Annotated in this window: 21 protein-coding genes; 14 read left to right on the top strand and 7 right to left on the bottom strand. The window is 70.7% G+C overall.

Translation table 11 applies throughout. The annotated features are described in order from the left end of the window. Nucleotides 1-27: 27 nt before the first annotated feature. The 4 genes from AC1DWH_RS05660 (at nucleotide 28) to ychF (ending at nucleotide 5,539) form a co-directional block, all read left to right on the top strand. Entirely contained in the window at nucleotides 28-807 is a 780-nt protein-coding gene (locus tag AC1DWH_RS05660) for an ABC transporter ATP-binding protein (RefSeq protein WP_477092849.1), read from the top strand. Continuing rightward, entirely contained in the window at nucleotides 783-2,342 is a 1,560-nt protein-coding gene (locus AC1DWH_RS05655; RefSeq protein ID WP_477092848.1) for a hypothetical protein, read from the top strand. Before AC1DWH_RS05660 ends, AC1DWH_RS05655 begins: the two co-directional genes overlap by 25 nt. 275 nt (nucleotides 2,343-2,617) lie before the next feature. After that, on the top strand, nucleotides 2,618-4,327 hold the full coding sequence (locus AC1DWH_RS05650) for a hypothetical protein (RefSeq protein WP_477092847.1): 1,710 nt from the start codon (nucleotides 2,618-2,620) through the stop codon (nucleotides 4,325-4,327). Between the two features lie 138 nt (nucleotides 4,328-4,465). Further along, nucleotides 4,466-5,539: a redox-regulated ATPase YchF gene (ychF, locus tag AC1DWH_RS05645; protein WP_477092846.1), complete on the top strand. Its 1,074-nt coding sequence runs from the start codon at nucleotides 4,466-4,468 to the stop codon at nucleotides 5,537-5,539. A gap of 84 nt (nucleotides 5,540-5,623) precedes the next feature. Here ychF and AC1DWH_RS05640 read toward each other — a convergent pair whose 3' ends face one another. Further along, nucleotides 5,624-5,917, bottom strand: coding sequence for a DUF6924 domain-containing protein (locus tag AC1DWH_RS05640; protein WP_477092845.1), 294 nt, complete (start codon nucleotides 5,915-5,917; stop codon nucleotides 5,624-5,626). A 118-nt stretch (nucleotides 5,918-6,035) separates the two neighbouring features. On the opposite strand from AC1DWH_RS05640, the gene AC1DWH_RS05635 reads away from it, so the two are divergent. Next, nucleotides 6,036-6,908, top strand: a complete 873-nt coding sequence (locus AC1DWH_RS05635) for an AraC family transcriptional regulator (RefSeq protein WP_477092844.1) — start codon at nucleotides 6,036-6,038, stop codon at nucleotides 6,906-6,908. A gap of 131 nt (nucleotides 6,909-7,039) precedes the next feature. Here the strand turns inward: AC1DWH_RS05635 and AC1DWH_RS05630 are convergent, their stop codons facing one another. Further along, nucleotides 7,040-7,498, bottom strand: a complete 459-nt coding sequence (locus AC1DWH_RS05630; RefSeq protein WP_456844326.1) for a GNAT family N-acetyltransferase — start codon at nucleotides 7,496-7,498, stop codon at nucleotides 7,040-7,042. 106 nt (nucleotides 7,499-7,604) lie between these two features. Continuing rightward, nucleotides 7,605-7,883: a GlsB/YeaQ/YmgE family stress response membrane protein gene (locus tag AC1DWH_RS05625; RefSeq protein WP_456844327.1), complete on the bottom strand. Its 279-nt coding sequence runs from the start codon at nucleotides 7,881-7,883 to the stop codon at nucleotides 7,605-7,607. A gap of 93 nt (nucleotides 7,884-7,976) precedes the next feature. Between AC1DWH_RS05625 and AC1DWH_RS05620 the strand changes: the two genes are divergently transcribed. After that, on the top strand, nucleotides 7,977-8,642 hold the full coding sequence (locus AC1DWH_RS05620; RefSeq protein ID WP_477092843.1) for a LuxR C-terminal-related transcriptional regulator: 666 nt from the start codon (nucleotides 7,977-7,979) through the stop codon (nucleotides 8,640-8,642). Nucleotides 8,643-8,655: 13 nt separating this feature from the next. Here the strand turns inward: AC1DWH_RS05620 and AC1DWH_RS05615 are convergent, their stop codons facing one another. After that, complete coding sequence (locus AC1DWH_RS05615) at nucleotides 8,656-10,743, bottom strand: acyltransferase family protein (protein ID WP_477092842.1); 2,088 nt, start codon at nucleotides 10,741-10,743, stop codon at nucleotides 8,656-8,658. A 148-nt stretch (nucleotides 10,744-10,891) separates the two neighbouring features. Between AC1DWH_RS05615 and AC1DWH_RS05610 the strand changes: the two genes are divergently transcribed. Then, nucleotides 10,892-11,620, top strand: a complete 729-nt coding sequence (locus AC1DWH_RS05610) for a class I SAM-dependent methyltransferase (protein WP_477092841.1) — start codon at nucleotides 10,892-10,894, stop codon at nucleotides 11,618-11,620. 1 nt (nucleotide 11,621) lies between these two features. On the opposite strand, the gene AC1DWH_RS05605 is transcribed toward AC1DWH_RS05610, so the two are convergent. Further along, a complete protein-coding gene (locus AC1DWH_RS05605; RefSeq protein WP_477092840.1) occupies nucleotides 11,622-12,290 on the bottom strand; it encodes a hemerythrin domain-containing protein in 669 nt (222 codons plus the stop codon). Between the two features lie 68 nt (nucleotides 12,291-12,358). Here AC1DWH_RS05605 and AC1DWH_RS05600 point away from each other — a divergent pair, with 68 nt between their 5' ends. After that, nucleotides 12,359-12,913, top strand: coding sequence for a CGNR zinc finger domain-containing protein (locus tag AC1DWH_RS05600; protein ID WP_477092839.1), 555 nt, complete (start codon nucleotides 12,359-12,361; stop codon nucleotides 12,911-12,913). A gap of 76 nt (nucleotides 12,914-12,989) precedes the next feature. Here AC1DWH_RS05600 and AC1DWH_RS05595 read toward each other — a convergent pair whose 3' ends face one another. Beyond that, nucleotides 12,990-13,454: a nitroreductase family deazaflavin-dependent oxidoreductase gene (locus AC1DWH_RS05595; RefSeq protein WP_477092838.1), complete on the bottom strand. Its 465-nt coding sequence runs from the start codon at nucleotides 13,452-13,454 to the stop codon at nucleotides 12,990-12,992. Between the two features lie 344 nt (nucleotides 13,455-13,798). On the opposite strand from AC1DWH_RS05595, the gene AC1DWH_RS05590 reads away from it, so the two are divergent. From AC1DWH_RS05590 to AC1DWH_RS05580, 3 genes are all read left to right on the top strand, one after another. Continuing rightward, nucleotides 13,799-15,661 (top strand): ABC transporter family substrate-binding protein, encoded by a 1,863-nt coding sequence (locus tag AC1DWH_RS05590; protein ID WP_477092837.1) that lies wholly within the window; start codon nucleotides 13,799-13,801, stop codon nucleotides 15,659-15,661. 218 nt (nucleotides 15,662-15,879) lie between these two features. Then, complete coding sequence (locus AC1DWH_RS05585; RefSeq protein WP_477092836.1) at nucleotides 15,880-17,406, top strand: ABC transporter permease; 1,527 nt, start codon at nucleotides 15,880-15,882, stop codon at nucleotides 17,404-17,406. Further along, the gene (locus tag AC1DWH_RS05580) at nucleotides 17,403-18,488 is read left to right on the top strand and encodes an ABC transporter permease (RefSeq protein WP_477092835.1); all 1,086 of its coding nucleotides are present in this window, start codon (nucleotides 17,403-17,405) and stop codon (nucleotides 18,486-18,488) included. The genes AC1DWH_RS05585 and AC1DWH_RS05580 overlap by 4 nt, the downstream gene beginning before the upstream one ends. 5 nt (nucleotides 18,489-18,493) lie before the next feature. Here the strand turns inward: AC1DWH_RS05580 and AC1DWH_RS05575 are convergent, their stop codons facing one another. After that, nucleotides 18,494-19,081: a hypothetical protein gene (locus tag AC1DWH_RS05575; protein ID WP_477092834.1), complete on the bottom strand. Its 588-nt coding sequence runs from the start codon at nucleotides 19,079-19,081 to the stop codon at nucleotides 18,494-18,496. Nucleotides 19,082-19,166: 85 nt separating this feature from the next. On the opposite strand from AC1DWH_RS05575, the gene AC1DWH_RS05570 reads away from it, so the two are divergent. The 3 genes from AC1DWH_RS05570 to typA all read left to right on the top strand — a co-directional run bounded on the left by AC1DWH_RS05570 (nucleotide 19,167) and on the right by typA (nucleotide 25,064). Then, nucleotides 19,167-21,002, top strand: coding sequence for an ABC transporter ATP-binding protein (locus AC1DWH_RS05570; protein ID WP_477092833.1), 1,836 nt, complete (start codon nucleotides 19,167-19,169; stop codon nucleotides 21,000-21,002). 227 nt (nucleotides 21,003-21,229) lie between these two features. Then, a complete protein-coding gene (locus tag AC1DWH_RS05565; RefSeq protein WP_477092832.1) occupies nucleotides 21,230-23,017 on the top strand; it encodes an ABC transporter substrate-binding protein in 1,788 nt (595 codons plus the stop codon). Between the two features lie 106 nt (nucleotides 23,018-23,123). Then, nucleotides 23,124-25,064, top strand: coding sequence for a translational GTPase TypA (typA, locus tag AC1DWH_RS05560; RefSeq protein ID WP_456846732.1), 1,941 nt, complete (start codon nucleotides 23,124-23,126; stop codon nucleotides 25,062-25,064). The last annotated feature ends 1 nt before the right edge of the window (nucleotide 25,065 follow it).

Genomic DNA, 25,065 nt, shown 5'->3' with positions numbered 1-25,065 from the left:
GTCCGGGCCCGCCCCTATGCTGGCCCGATGCTCGACCAGGTCACGCCCCCACCCGCACTCGAGCTCCGCGGCCTGTGGCGCCGGTTCGGGGACAAGATCGCCGTCTCCGGCATCGACTTGGTGGTGCCGGCCGGCTCGTTCTTCGGGCTCGTCGGCCCCAACGGCGCGGGCAAGACGACCACGTTGTCGATGGCGACGGGCCTGCTCCAGCCGGACTTCGGCACGGTCCTGGTGCACGGCCGGGACCTGTGGGCGGCGCCCATCGAGGTCAAGGCCCTGCTCGGGGTCCTGCCCGACGGAGTCCGCCTCTTCGACCGGCTGACGGGCGAGCAGCTGATCACCTACGCCGGCCTGCTGCAGGGGCTCGACCGCGAGACGGTCGCCGCGCGGGCCACCGACCTGCTGGCCGCCCTCGACCTCACCGCGGACGCGAAGAAGCTGGTCGTCGAGTACTCCGCGGGCATGACCAAGAAGGTCGCGCTGGCGTGCGCGTTGGTGCACGCGCCGCGGCTGCTGGTGCTCGACGAGCCGTTCGAGGCCGTGGACCCCGTGTCCGCGGCGAACATCCGGGACATCCTCGCGTCGTACGTGCGCTCCGGCGGCACGGTCATCGTGTCGTCGCACGTCATGGACCTGGTGCAGCGGATGTGCGACCACGTCGCCGTCATCGCGGCCGGACACGTGCTCGCGGCGGGCACCGTCGACGAGGTGCGCGGCGACGGCAGCCTGGAGGACCGCTTCGTCGACCTGGTCGGCGGCCGCGTCACCGGGGAGGGGCTCGCGTGGTTGCGCACCTCGTCCGGCTGAAGCTGACGCTGCTGCGCAACGGTCTGCGCCGCAGCGCGTGGCAGCTCGTGGGGCTCCTCGTCGCCGCGGTCTACGGCCTGCTGGCGATGTTCGTCGTCGTGGGCTCGATGGCCGTCCTGAGCGTCCAGGAGCCCGACATCCGCGGGCTGGTGACCGTCCTCGCCGGCTCGGTGCTGGTGCTCGGGTGGTGGGTGGTTCCCCTCGTCGCGTTCGGGCTGGACGCGACCATCGACCCGGCCCGCTTCGTCACGTTCGCCATCCCGCGGCGCTCGCTGCTCACCGGCCTGGCGCTCGCGGGGCTGCTCGGCATCCCCGGGGTCGTCACGGTCGTCGCCGTGCTGTCGATGGCGGGAGTCTGGTGGCGCACGCCCGCGGCGCTCGTGGCCGGCGTGGTCTGCGTCGTGCTCGCGCTCGCCACCTGCGTCGTCGGCTCCCGGGCCACCACGTCGGCGGGGTCGAGCCTCATGAGCGGGCGGCGGTTCCGCGAGGTCATGGCGGCCGTCGTCGTCCTGCCGATCATCGTCGTCGGCCCCGTGCTCGGACGCCTCGCGTCGGGGACGACGATCACGCAGGCGATGGTCCAGCGGGTCGCCGACGTCCTGTCCTGGACGCCGTTCGGGGCGGTGTGGGCGGTGCCGGGGGCAGTGGCGGAGGGCCGATGGGCGCTCGCGGCGGCCCGGTTCGCGATCGCCGTCCTCACGGTGGCCGTCGTGGCGGTGGTCTGGGACCGGTCGCTCGCGCACGCGCTGGTCAACCCGCCGCACCAGGCCGTCTCGGCGCGAGGGCACGGCCTCGGCTGGTTCGACCGGCTGCCCGCGACGCCCCTCGGTGCGGTCACGGCGCGCTGCCTGACCTACTGGGCGCGCGACCCGCGGTACGCGCTCGCGGCGGCGATCGTGCCGGTGCTCGCGGTCGTGTTCTACCTGGTGAACCCGGACGGCGGCCTGGTCCTGCTGATCGGCCCGATCGCCGGCTACCTCCTGGGCTGGGGCATCTCCGCGGACGTGGCCTACGACGGAACCGCGTTCTGGACGCACGTCGCCGCACCCCTCCACGGCGTGGCGGACCGGCTCGGCCGCGTCATCGCGGTCAGCGCCATCGCGGTGCCCGCCGTGCTCGTGCTCGCCGTCGGGTCCGCCCTGGTCACGCACAACGCCGTCCTGATCCCGGCGCTGCTCGGCCTCTCGTTCGGCGTGCTGCTGACCTCGCTCGGCGGCTCGAGCATCATCTCCGCGCTCGTCGTCTACCCGGTCCAGATGCCAGGCGAGAACCCGTTCCAGAGCCGGCAGGGCGCCTCGATGTCCGCGCTCGCGTCCCAGCTCGGCGGCTGGCTGGCCGTCGTGGCCCTGTGCCTGCCGGAGATCGTGCTGGCCGTCCTCGCCGTCCGGCAGGGATCGGCCGCCCTCGGCTGGGTCACGCTGGCCGTCGGCCTGGTGCTCGGTCCGGCGCTGCTGACCATCGGGGTCCGCGTCGGCGGTCGCACGCTCGACCGCACCGGCCCGGACCTGCTGCGGCGCATCGTCGCGTTCGCCTGACGGCAGGCGTGCCCGGCGGAGGTCACCTTCCGTCGGAATCATCCTGGTTCACCAGGAGATGTCCGGAATGCCGTGCGATAGTCGGTGGTAACGCCGGTTCGCGGGACGGCGGACGAGACGGATCGCGCAGGTTGTCTCGTCCTCGGCCCCCGCAACCTACCGATCCCCGTCGCGGCTGACGTCTGACGCAGCTCACGGGTGTCGCAGGTCTCCGTGTCGCTCGAGCATCGGGGCGACGGCAGGGGCCGAGCCGCCGGCGCAGGGGGAATGGCGCGATGAGGAAGCTCTGTGCGGCGCTGGTCGCCGCGTGCCTGGCAATGGTGGGCGTGATCGGTCTGGCAGGGACGGCGACAGCCACACCCTCGGCCGACGACCTGAGCCCGTACTGCACGTCGCAGGACGGCGCCGACGAGATGTGTGACCTCTGGGTCACGTGGCGAACCCCGAACTACGTCCCGGACAAACCGACCCTCGCCAAGGTCGGTCTCCCGCAGACACTGGTCGGTCTGGGCAAGCTCCACCCCGCGGACTGCGGCGTGACGTACCAGCAGGACCACTACCTCGGCCCGCGCGATGCCATCGCGGCCGTGCTTGCCGATGCTCTGCTGACCGGTTCGGTCCCGTACCCGGAGGACCAGCAGATCGTCACCGGCTGGTTGTTCGAGTCGTCGGGCGTGTGCCTCACGCCTGACGCCTCGGCGAGAGTGGTCGTCACGGGACCGACCTGCAGCGCAGACGGCGTCGTCGGCAGGCTCGACCTGGTCAACGCCACCGCGGGGCCGCTGGTCGCCGACGGTGGGACGCACTTCGAGATCACCTTCACCGCCACGTCGGGGCATATCTTCCCGGCCGGTCCTCGGGTCTCCGCAGACGGCAGGACCCTCGTCGTCCTGTTCGACCTGCTCCCACGGCTCCCGCGGGAGCAGTGCCCCGTCACCACCCCGGACGTGACGTTCCCGGAACCGACGCCGCCGACCTGCCAGACGGGCGCGGCCCTGCCGTCGTCCCCGGCCGACACCGACGCGTACACCTGGTCGTGGGACGGGAACACCCTGACGGCCACGGCGAGGAGCGGCTACACGTTCGCGTCGGGCGCGACGATGAGCAGGACGTACACGCTCGAGAGTGCGCTGCCCAGCCCGTCCGAGGAGTGCCCGGTCGTCGTCGTCCCGTCGGTGACGGTCACCGACGTCTGCGGGACGTCCGGCGACTCGGTGGTCCCGGGTTCGGAGGCGGGGATCACGTACGTCACCTCCACCGTGGGGTCGGACGTGACGGTGACGGCCACGACGGCCACGGGATACGTCTTCGGGGATCTCCCGGACGACTGGTCGACCACCGAGGGCGGCGCCGCCGTGTTCACGGTCACGTTGACCAGCACGCAGTGCTCGCCGCCACCTCCGCCGGTCCTGCGGGAGCCGACGCTCGACGGCACGGTGCTCAGCCCGGTCTGCTCGCTCGATGCCCCGTACCTGCAGGGCACCGTGGTGCTGGTGGACCCGGACGACCAGAGCACGGGTGACGTCGCGACGATCGCGCTCACGGACGGGACCAACACGTTCACCTACCCGGGCACGTTCCCGCTCGGTGCCTTCTCGGTGCTGTGGCCGGGGGCGGCCGTCGGGCTCGACGGGCACGGTGTCGCGTGGCCGGGGTACGTCACCAACCCGGACGGCACGTACACGGCCACGACCGGCAACTACGCGTGGACCCGCGGGCCGGACGTGCACGTGGTGGTCTCGGTGAACCCGTCGGTGACGGTGGCGGTCAGCTACCCGCCGTCGTCGCCGACGTGCCTCACCGCGGCGCCGGACTCGTCCGTGGTGCTCGCGTCGTCGCCGGTGGTCGTGGCCGCCCCGGGGGCCGCGGTGCTCGCTGCGACGGGCGCCGCCGACGTGCAGGTCGTCGGCTGGGCCGCGGTCCTCGCGGTCGTGCTCGGCAGCGGCCTGCTGGTCGTCGTCGGGTCCCGCAGGCGGCATCGCTAGGGCTGTCGGGCCATCCCGGTCGCACGCTCGCCGGAGCGTGCGGCCGGGATCGCGCTGGCCGGCGGAGGTCTCGCACGACGGCCCCGTCGGCTCGGCTCGGGAGAGGGCTGATGCCCGCGCGGCCTAGACTCCTTCGTCGTGGCACTCACAATCGGCATCGTCGGCCTGCCCAACGTCGGCAAGTCCACCCTCTTCAACGCGCTGACCCGCGCGCAGGTTCTCGCCGCGAACTACCCGTTCGCGACGATCGAGCCCAACGTCGGTGTCGTCCCGCTGCCCGACCCTCGGCTGTCGGTCCTGGCCGAGCTCTTCGGCTCGGAGCGCATCCTCCCGGCGACGGTGTCGTTCGTCGACATCGCCGGCATCGTCAAGGGCGCCAGCGAGGGAGAGGGACTGGGCAACAAGTTCCTGGCAAACATCCGCGAGGCCGACGCCATCTGCCAGGTCACCCGCGCGTTCGCCGACCCGGACGTCGTGCACGTCTCCGGCGAGGTGAACCCCAAGGACGACATCGAGATCATCGCCACCGAGCTGATCCTCGCGGACCTGCAGACTCTCGAGAAGGCAATCCCGCGCCTCGAGAAGGAGGTGCGGGCCAAGAAGGCGGACGCGGGACTGCTCGCGGCGGCACAGGAGGCCTTCGCGATCCTCGAGAAGGGTCAGGCGCTCTCCCAAGCCGGCAAGAAGATCGAGCACCTCGACGAGCTGCAGCTCATGACGAGCAAGCCGTTCATCTACGTCTTCAACACCGACGACGCCGGCCTGGCCGACACCGCGTTCCAGGACGAGCTCCGCGCGCTGGTCGCCCCCGCCGACGCCATCTTCCTCGACGCCAAGTTCGAGTCCGAGCTGGTCGAGCTGGAGCCCGACGAGGCGAAGGAGATGCTCGCCGACAACGGGCAGGAGGAGGCCGGCCTCGACCAGCTGGCCCGCGTCGGCTTCCACACCCTCGGCCTGCAGTCCTACCTGACCGCCGGCCCCAAGGAGTCGCGCGCCTGGACGATCCACCAGGGCTGGACGGCCCCGCAGGCCGCCGGCGTGATCCACACCGACTTCCAGAAGGGCTTCATCAAGGCCGAGGTCATCTCGTTCGACGACCTCGTGGCCGCCGGCTCCGTCGCCGCCGCCCGGGCCGCCGGCAAGGCCCGCATCGAGGGCAAGGACTACGTGATGGCCGACGGCGACGTGGTGGAGTTCAGATTTAACGTGTAGGCGCGGTGCGAGGTTGGCGAACCTCCTGGGTCGGTCCCCGGCGTTCGGCGTCATCTACCCTTCGTGACGACCTGGTGGCGCCGCTCAGCGAGAGGTATAGAAGACGCCGTCCTCGTCGACATTGCCCGCGAACGCGAAGAAGTCCATTGTTCGCGATCGCCAGGTCGTTCTCGATCGCCTGGACCGCGGGAGATTCGTATCGGAACCAGCGACCGCGTTCGGGGCCGAGCTCACGACGAACGTCTGGTCTGGCATCGTTCGCGCGTCGGCAACGAAGGCGTAGGACAGGTCGCCGCCGACGGGCAGCGTGGCGAGAGTCTGGGGATCGACACCAGACAGCGCAGTGTCGTCGAACGGCACGAGGTTCGCCTGGACCACGTCACCCTAAGGCTGGGGCTGCAGGCCCAGCGGCGTCCTCACCCGACAGAGACCGAACCGCAGAAGTCGGGCGGAGCGTCTGCTGCGTCGACGAGAGTGGAGGGCGAAGGGAGCGGCAATGATCGAGATCCTCAACCGGCTCGTCGACAAGATCGAACGGCGCCTCGGCGACGGCCTCGACATCGATATCGATGATCTGGCTGCAGCGATGGGAACGACGGGCTATCACGCGCGTCGCATGTTCTCGTCACTGGCGGGCATGCCGGTATCTGACTACGTGCGGCGGCGGCGTATGACCGTCGCCGCGGCTGACGTGATCGGGGACGAGGATTTGCTCACGATCGCCCTGCGGTACGGATATGGCTCGACCGAAGCCTTCGGGCGAGCTTTTCGATCCGTGCACGGCGCAAGTCATGGCGACGTCCGCCGTGACGGAGGCCCCCTTCGGAGTCAACCGCAGCTCAGGTTCCGCCTGACCGTCGAAGGGAGGCACCCTATGGATGCCCGAATCATCGAACGACCCACCTTCCGGCTGATCGGCTACGCCGCTCGGGTGCCGCTGGTCTACGAGGGTGTCAACCCGCACATTCAGCGGCACATCGCTTCACTGCCGGCGTCCGAGCACGAGCGCCTCAAGCAGCTCAGTGGCGCCGAGCCCTCGGGGCTGCTGCAGGTCAGTGCTGACGTCGACCCCGACTTTGCTGAGGGCAGTGACCTGACCTACCTCCACGGCGTGGCGGTTGACGTCGACGCCGAGGCTCCCGACGACCTCGACGTTATCGACGTCGATGCCGGAGCGTGGGTGATCTTCCGCACCTCCGGTTCGCATCCGGCGGCCCTCCAAGAGGCGTACGCCGCGACTGCGACGGACTGGTTCCCCTCCAACCCGTGGCGGCTGCGCCCTGGTCCGTCGATCGTCTCCGTACTCGACCATGCGCCGGACTTCAGTACGGCGACGTGCGAGCTGTGGTTCCCTGTCGAGCGCGCCTGAGTGGGCGGCGAACCTGGCTGCGGAGCCTCGGGAGCCAGGTCCGCCACCGCTTCACCCGTTGTTCCGCTACGGAACGTGGTGGAGCTCCGCTTCACCGTGTAGTCGGTTGCTGCCGCCGGGTGCCCCAGAACTCAGTGCTGGGCTTCGATCTCGAAGGTCTGGAGCACCCTGTCGTCGGCCGTCGTCTCGGCAAAAGGGACCGGGATGGCGGTTCTCCAGAACGCGGTCGCTGCCGGATTCGTCAGGCGCTGCGTCACCTCCCACGGGCCTGGGAAACGGTGGAACAGCGTGGCGGCGGAAGCGGTGCCTACGCCGCCACGGCGGTAGCGGCGAAGGATGAAGAACTCCGCCATCTCGGTGCGCGTCTCGAGTCGCACGAGTGCGAAGCCGGCCAGCTTCCCCTCGACGCGGATCAGGAAGGCGTGGCGGTCCTCGTCGGTCCAGTAGTGGTCGAGCCAGGGATAGCCGAACTCGCCGTGCGCATCGACGTCCCGGCCGTCAAGCTCGGACCAGTCGTAGGCATAGAACTCCATGAGGCGGCGTACGACGCCCCGCTCGGACTCTTGCACCTCGGAGACATCGATCGACACGGCAGGTGATCGTAGGGCGGCTTCGGCGAAAGGTGAACCCATCGGGGCGCCCCGGTGAGCGGCACCGGCCCGGTCGTCACGACCGGGGCCGGTGGCCGGGTTCAGGTCAGCGCGTGACCGAGCGGCGGCCGCCGACGCGGATCCAGATCAGCAGCACGATGATCGCGCCGATGATCGACCCGACGATCCCGGCGGGCTGCAGGAAGCCGTCCGCTGCGTCGCTGCGGAACAGCAGGTAGCCCAGGAAGCCGCCGACGAACGAGCCGATGATCCCGATGACGATCGTCATGCCGATCGACAGGTCCTGCTTGCCCGGGACGACGAGCCGCGCGAGCAGCCCCGCGATGAGCCCGATGACGATGACGGAGATGATGAGTCCCAGCATGGTGATGCCTCTCTGCGAGCGGTTGTGTGTGTCTCTACGACACCACCCCTAGGGCGGATGCAGTACACCCCTAGGGGGGTCTACGGTCGAGAGGTGCCCACGCCCAGCAGGCCCATCACGGTCGCCCTCGTCGACGACTACGACGTCGTGCTCATGGGCGTCGCGCGGATCATCGACCAGTACCGCGACCGAGTGGTGGTGGCCGAGATCGACACGAACAAGCCGGTCAGCGACGTCGTGGACATCGTGCTGTACGACTCGTTCGCGCAGCCGGAGTCGGACCACCACGAGATCGGCGTGCTGGTCCGCAACCCCAGCGCCCGCCGGGTGGTCGTCTTCACGTGGAACTTCCATCCCGACCTCGTCGCCAGCGCCCGCGCGCAGGGAGTGAGCGGCTACCTCTCCAAGGCGCTGCCGGCGCGCGAGCTGGTCGCCGCCCTGGAGGCCGTGCACGCCGGTGAGTTCGTCGTCAGCGAAGCGGCCGGTCGCGTCCGCCCGGCCAACGGTCTGGACTGGCCGGGGCGGGCCGAGGGGCTGACCGACCGCGAGTCAGAGATCCTGGCCCTGATCACGCAGGGCCTGAGCAACGCGGACGTCGCGGCGCAGACCTACCTCAGCCCCAACACGGTCAAGTCCTACATCCGCTCGGTCTACCGCAAGATCGGGGTCGAGAGCCGGACCAAGGCGGTGCTGTGGGGGATCGACCACGGGTTCGTCCCGGACCACCGCCGGATCGACCACTGGCGCGGAGGCCCGTGACGGCGAGCGGCCCTCAGGCGGCGGCGAACAGGTCCGGGTGGCTCGCGCGCAGGTCGCGCTCGAACACCCACGCGAGGCTTCCCGCGAAGAGCGGTGTGAGGTGGTTGTCGTCGCGATAGGTGACGACGTTGCCGATGACGGCGTCGCAGCGGTCCGGGCAGATCTGCTCGGTGACGTCGATCAGCGTGGCCTTCGGGTCCGCCTTCGCGGCGAAGTCGATCCGCGAGGGAGGGGTCGCGCGTGCGGCGTTCATCTGCTCGGTGCAGTCGGCGACGGTCGCGCCGGCGCGCGACAGGCAGTCGGGCGCCGAGAAGCCCGGGAAGTAGGGCACCTCGGTGACCGCGGCGACGGGGATCCCGAGGCCCTCGATGAAGCGGTACTGCGTGGCGTACTGCAGGCCGGACTCGCGGTCGTAGCTGACCGGGCCCTCGGCGTCGCCGTGCGGGTAGGGGTAGAAGCGGGCCGAGGTGACGACGAGGTCGGGGTGCAGGTCACGGATGACGTCGCGGATCTGGGTGTTCCACGCCCGGCACCCGCCGTAGATCGGGCCGTCGGGGTCCTCGTGCTCGTCGAGCGTGGCCAGCGGGCACGACTGCTTGCCCGCGACGACGATGTGCCAGCCGTACCTCTGGCCGAGCTCCTCGAACGCGGGCAGCCACATCGTGGTGTGGCTGTCGCCGGCGAGGAGCACCGTCCGGGTGCCGTCCGCCACGCCGCCCGTGCAGGTCGTGACGGCGTCGTTGGTCGCGTGCGTCAGGCACGGGTCCCGCAGCTGCGGCTCGGTGGTCTGCAGCTCGAGCAGCGTCGGTGCGGGAGGCAGCGAGGGGTCCGGCGGCGTCGCGGCGTGGAACTGCGGGTCGAGAACCCGGGCTCCCGCGTAGGCGGAGTCGGACGCGGTGACGGTCCCGGACGCGGGGGTGGCAGGGGCGGGCTCGGGGAGCGCGACGACGACGGCGACGGTGAGGGCCGTGGCTGCGAGCAGCGACCCGCCGAGGGCGTACGAGCTGCGGCGCACCGCGGCGACTGCGCCTGCGCGAGCGGCGTGGCGCGGGCCGACGCGGAGGAACCGGTCCTCGACGTACCGCTTGGAGAGGGCAGCGAGGAGCACGGAGGCGGCCACCACGGGAACGACGGCCAGGCGGGGCACGGTGGCGGTGCCCAGCGCGGCGCAGACGAGGACGACGATCGGCCAGTGCCAGAGGTAGAGGCTGTAGGAGATGTCGCCGACGTACGTGACGGGCCGCCACTCCATCACCCGGCGGGGGAGCGACGTGAACGCGGTCGCTCCCGCGCCGATGAGCAGGGCGGCTCCCGTGGTGGGCAGCAGCGCCACCCAGCCGGGGAAGGCCATGGTGCTGTCGAGCGCGGCGATCGATGCCACGACCAGCACCAGGCCCACGGCGAACGCGGGCCGGGCGACGGCCGGGCGCAGCTGTCGCCCCGGGAGCCAGACGGCGAGCAGGCCACCCACCAGCAGCTCCCAGGCACGTGTCGCCGTGGAGAAGTAGGCGACGTCGCCCTGGCTCTGCGAGACGGCGACCGACCAGGCCAGCGACGCCCCCGCCAGGACCACCGCCGCGCCACCGATCACGGCCGTCGGCGATCGACGCAGCCGTACGGCCGCGAGGGCCGCGCAGGCGACGACCAGGGGCCACACCACGTAGAACTGCTCCTCGACCGAGAGCGACCAGAAGTGCTGGAAGGGACTCGGGAGCGCGGTCGCGTGCAGGTAGCTCACGGAGTTGGCGGCGAGCAGCCAGTTCTCCATCGACAGCGCGGACGCGACGGCCTGGCGGGTGAGCTCCGGCCGCAGCGCCATCGGCATCACGACGGCCGACGCGAGGAGCGTGGCGACGATCACCACCGTGGCCGCGGGCATGAGTCGACGGATCCGGCTGCCCCAGAACGCCGCGAGCCCCACGCGGCCCGTGCGTGCTCCGCGCAGGAGGGCGCTCGTGATCAGGTAGCCGGAGATCACGAAGAACACGTCGACGCCGGCGAACCCGCCGGGGAACCAGGCAGGTCGGACGTGGAACGCCACCACGGCGAGCACGGCGAGCGCACGCAGGCCCTGGATGTCGGCGCGACGGGTCGTAGCCACGGTCACTCTCTGGATGGGTTCACGGGCACGGACGGCGCCGGGCGGCAGTCTAGAAGAGGACCGCCCGGAGCCAGGAATCGCGGGCGCGTGAGATCGGTCACCGACTATGGCGGTGACGTCGAGCCCGGGGCGGCCTAGCGTCCGCGGGATGGCCGACGACGGATTCGAGGTCCCCCGCCTCGCGGAGCTCTACGACGTGCTGGACCCCGACCGCAGCGACCTCGACGCGTACGTCGCGATCGCCGACGAGCTGGGCGCCCGGAGCGTCCTCGACGTGGGCTGCGGCACCGGGGTCTTCGCACTGCTGCTCGCCGCGCACTGTCTCGACGTCGTCGGCGTCGACCCGGCGCGGGCGTCCGTCGACCTGGCGCGGGCGAAGCCGGGTGCCGACGCGGTGCGGTGGCTGGACGGTGACGCGACGACCCTGCCGCCGCTGCAGGTCGACCTGGCGACCATGACGGCGAACGTCGCCCAGGTGTTCGTCACCGAGGAGGACTGGGCGACGACGCTCGAGGGCGTGCGCGGCGCCGTCAGGCCCGGCGGCCACCTGGTCTTCGAGACCCGCGTCCCCGAGGTCGAGGCGTGGCGGGGCTGGACGCGGGAGGCGACCTACGAGGCGACCGACGTCCCCGGCGTCGGGCTGGTCGAGACATGGGTCGAGGTCACGGGGGTCGTCGGCGAGCTCGTGACGTTTCGCGCGTCCTACGTCTTCGCCTCGGACGGCGCGGTGCTGACCTCGGACTCGACCCTGCGGTTCCGGGATCGCGCGACCGTCGAGCGCTCCCTCGACCGGGCGGGCTTCGACGTGGTCGACGTCCGCGAGGCGCCGGACCGTCCGGGCCGCGAGATGGTGTTCGTGGCCCGACGACGCGGCTGAGTCACGCCCCGTAGACCCGGGCCCGGTGCGCGGCGAACTGCCGTCTGCCGACCAGCCGCCACAGCACCCGGGCCGGCGCCGGGAGGTTGGTGCGCAGCCAGCCAGACTGCTCGCCGGCGGGGACGACCTCGAGGATCCAGCCGAGCTGCAGGAACATCCGGTCCTTCGGGATCGCCGCCATGCCGTGCTCGTGCAGCAGGTCCCACTCGCGCTGGGACATGACGGTCGACGCCATGGGCAGGATCTGCGTCTCCTCCTGCCCGAGGTGTGCCAGGAGGGTGTCGCGGACCTCGTCGAGCAGTGCGGCGACTGCATGCCGCTCGGTCGCGCCGGCGCCGGCCTCCCAGGCGGCCATCAGCCCGTCGAGCCGCTCGAGCTGCTGAGCGGTGGCCGAGTGCTGGGCCCGCATGAGACCGACGTGCAGGGCGCAGGACGGCGCGCGCTGCTCGAGGGTGTCCCACAGCAGCAGGTCCTCGCCCAGGTGGTGGCGGTGCAGGGCGCCCGCGAGCTCGCGCACGTGCCCGGCGACATGGCCCATCCGGCCGATGTCGGAGTCCCGGACCCCCCGCACCAGTACGGGAGCGTCGGTGAAAGCCCGGCGGAACAGGGCGTGGATGGTCAGCATGTCCGAGGTGTCGCAGCCGAGCTTCTCGGTCGTGGCGGTCGTCATGGGTTCCTCGTCTCTCGGAATCGTGCGTCACTAGCAAAACCACTACGATGGTGACGACTATCGTGGCTATGTGTAGGCGACGTCAATGCAGCTTCGATGCCCAGGAGGTAGCCGTTCCCGAGATCACCCGCCCCGACCCGCTCCTGGCATGGGTCTCCCTGGGTGCCGAGCCGGGCATTGCGCCGGGCACCCTCGAGCGCGTCCGTGCTCTGCTCAACACCGACGACCGGTTCCACGGGGTCGACCACCTGGCGGGTACCGGCCAGCTCCCGCTGCGCGACCTCCGCGACGCACTGCGCCACTACCTCGTGACAGGGGACGCGGTCGAGCTCGGCGCGCTCGCCGCGACGCACCCCCTGGTCGTGACATTCGACGACGGAGCCGTCCGCCTGTCACCCGCGGGTGGCGACGGGCTGGTCGCGGATCTTCTCGCCGACGTGCACAGGGCGCACGCGGCGGGGGAGTGGCCGCGGCTCAAGGCGTGCGCCAACCCCGACTGCCAGTGGATCTACTACGACGCGTCGCGGAACCGCGCGGGTCGCTGGTGCTCGATGAACGAGTGCGGCGACGTCATGAAGGCCCGCGCGTACCGTCAGCGCTCGCGTGGTGCGCCCTCGGCGTGAGTCAGGCGTTCGCGAACGTCGGCGGGCAGCATCAAGCCCGAGCCGCAGAGGCGTGGCGCTCGCGGACCGGCGGATCTCAGGCCGGCGAGAGCCGGAAGACGCGCAGCTCGCGGCCGGCGCGGGCGGCGTAGTCGTCGTACCCCGGCCACACGGCCAGCAGGGCGGGCAGCAGGCGGGCGCGCTCGTCGTCGTCGGCCAACGACGCGACGACGGGCGTGGTCACGCCGCCGATCGTCACGGTCGCGGAGGGCGTCGCCAGCAGGTTGCCCGACCACGCGGGGTGGTGCTCCTGCCCCCAGTTGGAGCCGATGAGCACCCACCCGTCCCCGTCGACGGCGTACAGCAGGACGGCCTCGCGCGGCTCGCCGGACTTGCGACCGGTCGTCGCGAGGATGAGCTGGGGGAGGGTCGGGCGCCCGAGCACGCTCAGGCGTCCGGCGGTGGCCTTCTGCAGGCGACGGTCCGCCCCCGACGTCACGCGGCCGATCCTCGCGAACCAGCGGGTGCGTCCCAGGCGGCGTACCGTCGCGGTGAAAGTCATCGCACGATTGTCGCCGGTCGCCACCCGTGATCGAGGCCATCGGGTCGCGCGAGCGCCATAGCAGATGACCGGGGCGGGAGCGGGTGTTTTTGCCGCGCGCCACCCTTCTGGTGGTGCTTCGGACACGTGAACCGGATGTTTCCGCGGTGTGTCCATCTCACATGTCGGACGTACCCGCCAGTATCAATCACGTAACGATCGTCACACGACTTGGCTGCTGTCCGATTTGTCGGCCAGGGCATGACTAACGTATCGGCAACCCCTGGCGGGCTCTGTGCTCGTGTGCGCCGTGACCATCGACGCATGCGTGACCGGCGGGGTCCACCACCGCTTCAGGAGGAACATTGAAGATCAACCGGAAGGCCGCGACCGGCGCGGTCGCCACGCTGAGCCTTCTCGCGCTCGCCGCGTGCAGCAGCGGCGACAACGGCGACAACACGGGCGATGACTCGGGTATCAACCAGGAGACCTCGGTCAACGTCGCGTGGGAGTCCCCGCTCAACGAGACCAACACGTCCTCGGTGAACGGCAACGCGACCCAGAACGCGAACATCACCTACCTGACGACCGAGTCGTTCAACTACTACGACCCGGACCTCAAGCTCCAGAAGAACACCGCGTTCGGAACGTACGAGAAGACCTCGGACGACCCGCTGACGGTCAAGTACACGCTGAGCGACGACGCGCAGTGGTCGGACGGCACCCCCGTCACCGCCGCGGACATGCTGCTCAACTGGGCCGGCACGTCGGGCGCGCTGAACACGGTCTCGCCGACCGAGACGGACGACGACGGCAACCCGATCTACGACGCGACGAAGGATGTCTACTTCGACGGCGTCACCCCGGGTGCGGCCTTCGTGACGCAGACGCCGACCATCTCCGACGACGGCAAGACGATCACCTACGTCTACGACAAGCCGTTCGGTGACTGGGAGCTCAACTTCACGTCCGCCACGGTCCCGGCGCACATCGCCGCCGAGGAGGCCCTCGGCATCGAGGACGCCACCGAGGCCACCGACGCCCTGGTCAAGGCCGTGCAGGACAAGGACAACGCGAGCCTGCTGAAGGTCGCGGAGTTCTGGAACCACGGCACCGAGTTCACCAAGATGCCGACGGACCCGAAGCTGCTCGTCGCCAACGGCCCGTACCTCATCACGGACTTCGTCGAGAACCAGTACCTGACGCTCAAGAAGAACGCCAAGTACAAGGGCGACCACGGCACCGGCCCGGACACCATCACGGTCCGCTACGTCTCCGACCCGATGGGTCAGGTCCAGGCGCTGCAGAACGGTGAGGTCGACCTCATCGGCCCGCAGGCCTCGGCTGACGTCCTGACGGCGCTCCAGGCGCTGCCGAGCGTCGAGATCGACAACGCGATCGAGGGCACCTACGAGCACGTCGACCTGGTGTTCGACAACGCCGGCCCGTTCGACCCCGCGACCTACGGTGGCGACGCCGCCAAGGCGCTGGCCGTCCGCAAGGCGTTCCTGACGGCCATGCCGCGCCAGGAGATCGTCGACAACCTGATCGTCCCGCTGAACCCCAAGGCCGAGGTCCGCAACTCGCAGATCCTCCTCCCGGGTTCGCCGAACTACGCCGACATGGTCGCCAACAACGGCTCGGCCGACTACCCGCTGAAGGCCGACCCGGCCAAGGCGGCTCAGATCCTCGCCGAGGCCGGCGTGACCGGTCCGATCAACGTCCGTCTCGCGTTCAACGGTGACAACCCGCGCCGCGTCAACGAGCTCGCGCTCATGACGGAGTCCGAGGCCGCTGCCGGCTTCACGATGGTCGACGCCTCGGCGCCCGCCACCGAGTGGGGCACCAAGCTGGCCACGCAGCAGGACCAGTACGACGCGTCGCTGTTCGGGTGGCAGTCCAACTCCACCGCCGTCACCGAGTCGGACGCGAACTTCCGCACCGGTGGCGTGAACAACTACGGCCACTACAGCAACACCACGGTCGACGGTCTGTTCGACCAGCTCGCGGTCTCCACGGACCCCGACGAGCAGTACCAGCTCCAGCTGAAGGTCGAGCAGGAGCTGTGGAAGGACGCGTTCGGTACCACGATCTTCCAGTTCCCGGGCATCCACGCCTGGAGCTCGAAGCTCACGGGCCCGTCGCCCATCAGCATCAGCCCGACGATCTTCTACGGCTTCTGGGACTGGAAGGTCGCCGCGACGGCGTCTCCTTCCGCCAGCAGCTGAGTGATCCGCTGATCTGACCGCGTGGGGGCGGGGGAGCCGAGAGGCTCCGCCGCCCCCATCGCGTGTGCTTACACTTCGACGCGCCAGACCGAGCAACGATGCTCGGGAATCCCCACCCGCTCGCCGCCCCACCCGGGCTTCGGGCGGCCCTGCACGTACTGCCCGCGTAGACTTCGGCGGCCGGTGCGCAACTCCTCAACCGTGAGGTTCCACGTTCCATGCTCTCCTTCCTGTGGCGACGAACACTCGCCGGACTGGCGACGCTGTTCGTCTCGACGTTCGCCATGTACCTGCTCGTCTCTGCGTCCATGGACCCGTTCCAGGACCTGCGGCAGTCGACCGCGCCGAACAAGGCGCAGCTGATCGCCGACCGGATCGTGCTGCTCGACCTGAACACACCGGTCGTGATCCGCTACTTCAAGTGGCTGGGCGACCTGCTCCACGGCGATCTCGGTATCGCGTGGGTGAGCGGTCAGTCCGTCTCGAGCCTCCTGCAAGGCGCGATCCTGTCGACGCTGCAGCTGGTCACCGCCGCCACCGTGCTGGCCGTGATCTTCGGTGTGGCCGTCGGCATCGTGAGCGCGCTGCGGCAGTACAGCTCGTTCGACTACCTCATCATCTTCGTGTCGTTCCTCCTGTACTCGCTGCCGGCCTTCTGGGTCGCGGTGCTGCTCAAGCAGTGGGGCGCCATCGGCTTCAACGACTTCCTCGCGGACCCCGTCATCTCGTGGGCCGTCATCATCTTCATCGGCCTGCTGTTCGGCCTGCTGTGGAGCCTGGCCATCGGCGGTGACGTCAAGCAGCGGCTGATCACGTTCGCCATCAGCGCCGGCGCGACGATCGCGATGTTCGCCTACCTGCAGCTCACCGACTGGTGGACCACGCCGAACATCAACCCGTTCCTGCTCGCGGTCCTGGGCACGGCGACGGCGCTGGCGGTCACGACGCTCTCCACGGGTCTGAAGAACCGCCGCGCCCTCGGCGCCTCGCTGACCACGGTCGCCATCGGCCTGTTCCTCTACCTGCCCCTGCGGGTGTTCTTCAAGAACGTCGACGAGTCCTGGCTGCTGATGCTCGGGCTGGCGCTCATCACCATCGCGGTCGGCATCGGAGTCGGCTACGCGTGGGGCGGCCCCGACCGCGGGGTCTCGGCACGGACGGCGGCGCTCACGGCCTTCATCGTCGCGGGCATGATCTTCGTCGACCGCGTCATGGCCGTCTGGCCGGCGTACAACGCCGCGCCGTCCATCGGTGGTCGCCCGATCGCGACGATCGGTGACCGCACCCCGAACCTGGGCGGCAACTTCTGGGTGCAGACGCTCGACACGTTCACGCACCTGGTGCTGCCGACGATCGCGCTGCTGCTCATCGGCTTCGCCGCGTACACCCGGTACTCGCGGGCCAGCATGCTCGAGGTGATGAACCAGGACTACATCCGCACGGCGCGGTCCAAGGGCCTGCCGGAGCGGACGGTCATCATGCGCCACGGCTTCCGCAACACGCTGATCCCGCTGGCGACGGTCGTCCCGATCGACATCATCACCCTGCTGGGTGGCGCGATCATCACGGAGAGGGTGTTCGCCCGACCAGGCATGGGCACGCTGTTCCTGCACTCCCTGACGCAGGCCGAGATCGATCCCGTGATGGCGTACCTGCTGATCGTCGCCGCGCTCGCGATCATCGCGAACATCGTCGCCGACCTGATCTACGCCGCCCTCGACCCGCGAATTCGGGTGAACGCATGAGCACCGACATGAACAACACGCCCGGCGGCCCGAACGACGGACAGATCGACACCGTCGAGAACGCGATCGAGCTGCGCGAGGTCGAAGGCCTCTCGCAGGGTCAGATCGTCCGTCGCCGGTTCCTGCGGCACCGCGGCGCCATGGTCGCCGCCGTCGTCCTCATCGGCGTCGTCATCCTCGCGGTGACCTCCATCGGCGTCGGCGGGTGGACCGGCTGGTGGCAGTGGAAGCCGAACACCCCGCTCCCCGTCATCAACGGCGGCCACCCGACCATCCAGCGCCCCAGCTGGCTCGGCGGCGACGGCGGCATCTGGTTCGTCTGGGGTGACCACCCGTTCGGGCAGGACGAGATCGGGCGCGACGTGTTCGCCCGCGTCATGCGCGGCACGCAGACGTCGCTGGTCATCATGGTGACGGTCGGCGTCATCGCGACCGTGGTCGGCATCGTCGTCGGCGCCCTCGCCGGCTTCATGCGCGGCCGCACCGACAACCTGCTGATGCGCATCACCGACCTGGTCATCACCATGCCGGTCATCGTCATCGGCGCGGTGCTCGGTCAGCTGGCCGGCGGCAACAACCCGATCATCTTCGGCGCGTTCCTCGGGCTCATCTCGTGGACCACGCTCGCGCGCCTGGTGCGTGGCGACTTCCTGACCCTGCGGGAGCGGGAGTTCGTCGACGCCGCCCGCGTCGCCGGTGCCAGCAACACGCGGATCATGTTCAAGCACATGATCCCGAACGCGATCGGCGTGATCATCGTCAACACGACGCTGCTCATGAGCTCCGCGATCCTGCTGGAGACGGCGCTGTCCTACCTCGGCGTCGGCATCAAGTCGCCGGCGATCTCGCTCGGCCTGCTGATCAGCCAGTACCAGGAGGCGTTCACCACGCGTCCGTGGCTGTTCTGGTGGCCGGGTCTGTTCATCGTCGTGATCGCGCTGTGCATCAACTTCATCGGCGACGGTCTGCGCGACGCGTTCGACCCGCGGCAGAAGCGCATCCCGTCCGAGCGCAAGATGGCTCGCGCCGCTCGTGCCGCCGCACCGGTGGCCACGGGCAACGCCGGGATGGGCCCGGCGTGATGCTCTCAGCCGAGCGTGACCACGGCGAGGGCCGTGAGCGCGACGGTTCCCGCGATCGTCGACCAGTGCCAGCGGCGCACGGGCCGGAGGTCGCCCGCCACGCGGGCGGCCTCGGCCCCGCGCAGGTGGCCGGCGGCGACGAGGGCGTCGTGGCGGTCGGCGATCGCCGCGGCCACCGCCTCGGCGGATCCGTGCTGACGGCGCGGCTCCTCGGGCTCGGTCCGGCGACGCGAGCTGCGCAGCCAGCGGCCCGTGGCGCTCGACCGGGGTGCCGCCCAGGCGGTCACGTCGGCGCCCGTGGTGTGCAGCACCAGCGAGTACTGCACGGTCAGGCCTCGGTAGGCCGGCCAGGGCACGTGCACGGTGGCCAGCACGTTGCGCACCACGATCTCGCCGTCGCTGACCTCGACGGCCGGGCGCCAGAACAGCGCCCAGACCACCAGCACCACGGCGCCGGTCACCGGCAGGAGGCGAGCGGTCTGCTCGACGCCCTCCTGGAACAGCGTGACGACCAGCGCGACCACGCCCAGCACGGCCGTCGCACCGGTCAGCCAGCGACCGTAGACCGACGAGAACTCCTGCGTGGCACCCATTCGCCCATGCTCCCAGACCGGTGCTCGACGACGGTGACCCCGTCCGCCCGTGCACCCCGTCCTCGCGCAGTAAGGAACTGACACCGTGGCCATCGACACCTCCTCCGCGGCGCCCGCCCCGGCCCCGACCAAGGCCCCCGTCCTGACCGTGCGGGACCTCGGCGTCGACTTCTACGTCGACGGAACCTGGTTCCCCGCCGCCGCCGGCGTGAGCTACGACGTCTTCCCGGGCGAGGTCCTCGCCATCGTCGGCGAGTCGGGCTCGGGCAAGACGCAGTCCTCGATGTCGCTGCTGGGCCTGCTGCCCGCCAACGGCCGCGCCAGCGGCAGCGCCAAGCTGGGCGACCGCGAGCTCATCGGGATGACCCCGCAGAAGCTGCGCCACGTGCGCGGCAAGGAGATCGCGGTCATCTTCCAGGAGCCGATGACGGCCCTGAACCCCGTGTACACGGTCGGCTTCCAGATCATCGAGACCATCCGGACCCACTTCGACATGGGGCCCAAGGAGGCCCGGGCGCGCGCGCTCGAGCTGCTGCGGCTGGTCGAGATCCCGGACCCGACGCGACGCATCGACGCCTACCCCCACCAGCTCTCGGGCGGCCAGCGGCAGCGCGCGATGATCGCCCAGGCCCTCGCGTGCGACCCGAAGCTGCTCATCGCCGACGAGCCCACCACGGCGCTCGACGTCACGGTGCAGGCCGAGATCCTCAAGCTGATGCGCGACCTGCGCAACCGCATCGACTCGGGCATCGTCCTGATCACGCACGACATGGGCGTCGTCGCCGACATGGCCGACAAGATCATCGTGATGAAGGACGGCCGCGTCGTCGAGGAGGGGTCGTCGATCGACATCTTCACGGCGCCGACGCACCCGTACACGATCAAGCTGCTCAACGCCGTCCCGCACCTGGGCCGCAGCGCCGAGACCTCGGACGCCACGACGACGGCCCGCCCCGTCGCACCGACTGCGGCTCCCGTGAGCGACAGGGCGATCGTGCTCGAGGCCAAGGACCTGGTCATCGAGTACCCCGGGCGTCGTCGTCAGCCGGCCTTCCGGGCCGTCGACGAGGTCAGCCTGACCATCCGGCAGGGCGAGGTCGTGGGCCTCGTCGGCGAGTCCGGCTCGGGCAAGACGACGATCGGTCGCGCCGTCGTCGGCCTGCTGCCGGTCACGTCGGGCGAGCTGAAGATCGTCGGGCAGGACATGGTCGGCGCCTCGATCAAGGACCTCAAGCCGCTGCGCAGCAAGGTCGGCATCGTGTTCCAGGACCCTGGCTCGTCGCTGAACCCGCGCCTGCCCATCGGCGAGTCGATCGGCGAGCCGCTGCTCCTGCACCGCGGGATCAAGGGCCAGGAGATGTCGAGGGCCGTCGAGACGCTGCTCGACCAGGTGCAGCTGCCGCGCGCGATGCGCAACCGGTACCCGCACGAGCTCTCCGGCGGTCAGCGCCAGCGCGTCGGGATCGCCCGCTCGCTCGCGCTGGAGCCGCAGCTGCTGGTGGCCGACGAGCCGACGTCCGCGCTCGACGTGTCCGTGCAGGCCGCGGTGCTGGAGCTGTTCCAGGACCTGCAGCGCGAGCACGGGTTCGCGTGCCTGTTCATCAGCCACGACCTCGCCGTCGTCGAGCTGCTGTCGGACCGGATCGCGGTCATGCACAACGGCAAGCTGGTGGAGATCGGGGAGACCGCGCAGGTGGTCAACAACCCCCAGGACGCGTACACGCAGCGACTGCTCGCCGCGGTGCCCGTGCCCGACCCGGTGGCCCAGCAGGAGCGTCGCGTCGCCCGCGACGCGCTCCTCGAGATCCAGCGCGACGAGCTCGCGTACGAGGACGCCGCCAAGGCCGCGGAGGCCGAGGAGTTCGACGCCCACGACATCACGGACGTCGACAACGAGCGGACCACGGGCCGCGGCTTCTGACGTCGTGCTCGCCGAGAGCGCCGTCCCCCTCGGGGTGCGGCGCTCTCGTCGTCCCACGGCCCGGCGCGTCCGTCGTTCTTCTGCCGATTCGGACAGATCTGTCCGGCATGGTTGACCAACGGGTGAGAACGACCGATACCTCCGGTGCGGAGGTGCGACCGTCCGCCTCGGGGATGTCGGCCAGCGGGAGGCGCACGGTGTTCAGAGGGTCACGTATCGGGGTCGTCGTGCCCGCGGCGCTCGTCGCGCTCGTCGCGGTCGGCGGGTGCACGGACCAGACCCCGCAGCCGAGCCGCAGCGGCACGGTGGTCGTGGCCGTCGGGGCGCCGTTCACGTCGCTCAACGGGGGGACCGTCGAGGGGCGCACCCCCGGCAGCACGCTGGTGCGCTCGCTCGCGCAGGCGGGGTTCGTCTCCCTGGACGAGGACGGCACCGCGGTGCCCGACGACGGCTTCGGCACGGTCGCGAAGGTCAGCGACGCGCCCCTGACGGTGACGTACACGATCGGGCGCAAAGCCACGTGGTCGGACGGCACGCCCGTGACCACGGCCGACCTGCTGCTCGAGTGGGCCGCGCGCAGCGGCCAGCTGGACGACGTCGTGCCCGAGCTGGACGCGCAGGGCGGGGTCACCAACAACGACGCGCTCGACGCGGGGGTCGCGTTCGCGGCGGCCTCGCCGGCCCTCGTGCACGCGGAGCAGCTGCCGACCATGGACGGTGCGACGTTCACGCTCACCTACGCCACGCCGGTGGCCGACTGGCAGACCGCGCTGGACGTGGGTGTCCCCGCGCACGTGATCGGTCAGACGGCGCTGGGTGTCGAGGACCCGGCGGCCGCCGCCGAGGCGGTGACCAAGGCGATCGTCGACCAGGACAAGGCGGCGCTGAGGTCGATCTCCGCGGCCTGGCGGACCGGGTTCGACGCCGACACGCTCGCCCAGCACGTCGACCAGGCGGTCTCCACCGGCCCGTACGTGATCGACCTGATCGTGCCCGGGGAGCGCGTCGAGCTGGCGCGCAACGACGAGTACGACGGCCCCGGGAAGGCGGCGTACGACCGGATCGTCGTGCGCAGCGACCTGGACCCGCTGGAGGAGGTCGAGGCGCTGGACGCCGGCACGGTCGACGTGGTCACGCCGACGGACACCAGGGACGTGCTCGACGCGCTGGCCGACGTCGACGGGGCGGACGTGCGGACGGGCGGCGACAGCACGCTCCAGCTGCAGCTCCAGGCGGCCGGCGGCGGGGCGTTCGACCCCGCGTCGTACGGCGGCGACGCCGCGGTGGCGTCGGCGGTGCGGCGGGCGTTCCTGCTCTCGGTCCCGCGCGACGCGATCGTCTCCACCCTGGTGACGCCCCTCTGGCCGGAGGCCACCGTCGAGGGCGCCCTCCTGCCGTCGGTCGGTCCCGACGCCGGTGGCGACGTCGCACCGAGCGGCCCCGCCGACGTCGCGGGAGCCCGACGCCTGCTCGACCAGGCCGGCGTCACCGACCCGCCCGTCGTGCGCGTGCTGACCAACACGGCCGACCCGCTGCGGACCGCGATGCTCGCCCTGCTCACGGAGACCGCGTCCGACGCCGGGTTCCAGGTGGAGCCGTACACGCCGGCCGACGGTCTCGGCGCGGACCTGGTCGGGGCGCCGGACTCGTGGGACGCGGCGCTGGTGCCGGTGTCGCAGGCGGACCTGCCGGTCGACTCCGTGGTGTCGCGGTGGGGGACCGGCGGCGTCACAAACGTCACGGGCTGGACCGACCCGGCGACCGACGCGGCGCTGGGGCCGCTCGCGCAGAACCTCGACCCCGCGAAGGTCGAGGACCTGCTGGCGCCGGCGGCGCAGAGCCTCGAGGACGGCGGCGCGGTGCTCTCGCTGGTGCGGCAGCCCGTCGTCGTGGCCACGCGGGGGTCGGTGACGTCGACGGCGTCGAGCACGCCCACACCCCTGGACGTGGACCCTCTGCAGCTCGGCCGGGCGGACCTGACCTCGTGGTGGTCGTGGGCGAGGGCCCGTCGCTGACGTGCGTCTCATCACCTTCTGACCCGGCTGGACCGGTGGGCGGGTAGAATCGATCGGCGCGGCCGACGACCCGGCGCGCTCCCCACCTTCTGAGATGAGTTCCCCCATGTCTGAGCCCACGTCTGCGCCGACAGGCACGAGCGTGCGCAACGACCTGCGCAACGTCGCCATCGTCGCGCACGTCGACCACGGCAAGACCACGCTGGTCGACGCCATGCTGTGGCAGTCCGGCTCGTTCGGTTCCCACGCCCACGTGGACGAGCGCGCGATGGACTCCGGCGACCTGGAGCGCGAGAAGGGCATCACGATCCTCGCCAAGAACACGGCGATCCGGTACACGGGTCCCGCGGCGGCAGAGATCGGCGAGCCCGGCGGCATCACCATCAACGTCATCGACACCCCCGGTCACGCCGACTTCGGCGGCGAGGTCGAGCGCGGCCTGTCCATGGTCGACGGCGTCGTCCTGCTGGTCGACGCGTCCGAGGGCCCGCTGCCCCAGACGCGCTTCGTGCTGCGCAAGGCGCTCATCGCCAAGCTGCCCGTGATCCTCGTGGTGAACAAGACGGACCGCCCCGACGCGCGGATCACCGACGTCGTGCACGAGGCGACCGACCTGCTGCTGGGCCTGGCGTCCGACCTGCACGAGGACGTCCCGGACCTGGACCTCGACGCGATCCTCGACGTCCCCGTCGTGTTCGCCGCCGCCAAGGCCGGCCGCGCGTCGCTGAACCAGCCCGCCGACGGTGGCCTGCCGGACTCGGAGAACCTCGAGCCGCTGTTCAAGACCATCCTCGAGCGGATCCCCGCGCCCACCTACACCGAAGGCGCGCCGCTGCAGGCGCACGTCACCAACCTCGACGCGTCGCCGTTCCTCGGCCGCCTCGCCCTGCTCCGCGTCTTCAACGGCACGATCCGCAAGGGCCAGACCGTCGCGTGGGCCCGCGCCGACGGGACGATGCAGAACGTCAAGATCACCGAGCTGCTGGAGACCAAGGCGCTCGAGCGGGTCACCACCGAGTCCGCCGGCCCCGGGGACATCGTCGCCGTCGCCGGCATCGAGAACATCACCATCGGCGAGACCCTGACGGACCCCGACGACCCGCGTCCGCTGCCGCTCATCACGGTCGACGACCCGGCGATCTCGATGACCATCGGCATCAACACGTCCCCGCTGGCCGGCCGCGGCGGCAAGGGCCACAAGGTCACCGCCCGCCAGGTCAAGGACCGCCTCGACAAGGAGCTCGTCGGCAACGTCTCGCTCCGCGTCGTGCCCACCGAGCGTCCGGACGCCTGGGAGGTGCAGGGTCGTGGTGAGCTCGCGCTGGCCATCCTGGTCGAGCAGATGCGTCGCGAGGGCTTCGAGCTGACCGTCGGCAAGCCGCAGGTCGTCACGCGCAAGGTCGACGGCAAGGTGCACGAGCCGGTCGAGCGCATGACGATCGACGTCCCCGAGGAGTACCTCGGCGCCGTCACGCAGCTGCTCGCGCAGCGCAAGGGCCGCATGGAGACCATGTCGAACCACGGCACCGGCTGGGTCCGCATGGAGTTCCTGGTCCCCGCGCGTGGCCTCATCGGCTTCCGCACGCGGTTCCTGACGGACACCCGCGGCACGGGCATCGCGTCGTCCATCGCCGAGGGCTACGAGCCGTGGGCCGGCAACATCGAGACGCGCATCAACGGCTCGCTCGTCGCCGACCGCTCCGGTCCGGTCACGCCGTTCGCCATGATCAACCTGCAGGAGCGCGGCTCGTTCTTCGTCCAGCCCACGCAGGAGGTCTACGAGGGCCAGATCGTGGGCGAGAACTCGCGCAACGAGGACATGGACGTGAACATCACCAAGGAGAAGAAGCTCACGAACATGCGGTCCGCGACGGCCGACAACTTCGAGAACCTCATCCCGCCGCGCAACCTCACGCTGGAGGAGTCCCTCGAGTTCGCCCGCGAGGACGAGTGCGTCGAGGTGACGCCCGAGATCGTGCGCATCCGCAAGGTCGTGCTGGACCAGACCGAGCGCGCCCGCATCACGGCCCGCTCCAAGCGCGCCTGAC

This window comes from Cellulomonas sp. P2_F12 (assembly GCF_056403775.1).
Note: the sequence above shows the minus strand (reverse complement) of the source record. Positions and strands in the feature narration are given on the sequence as shown.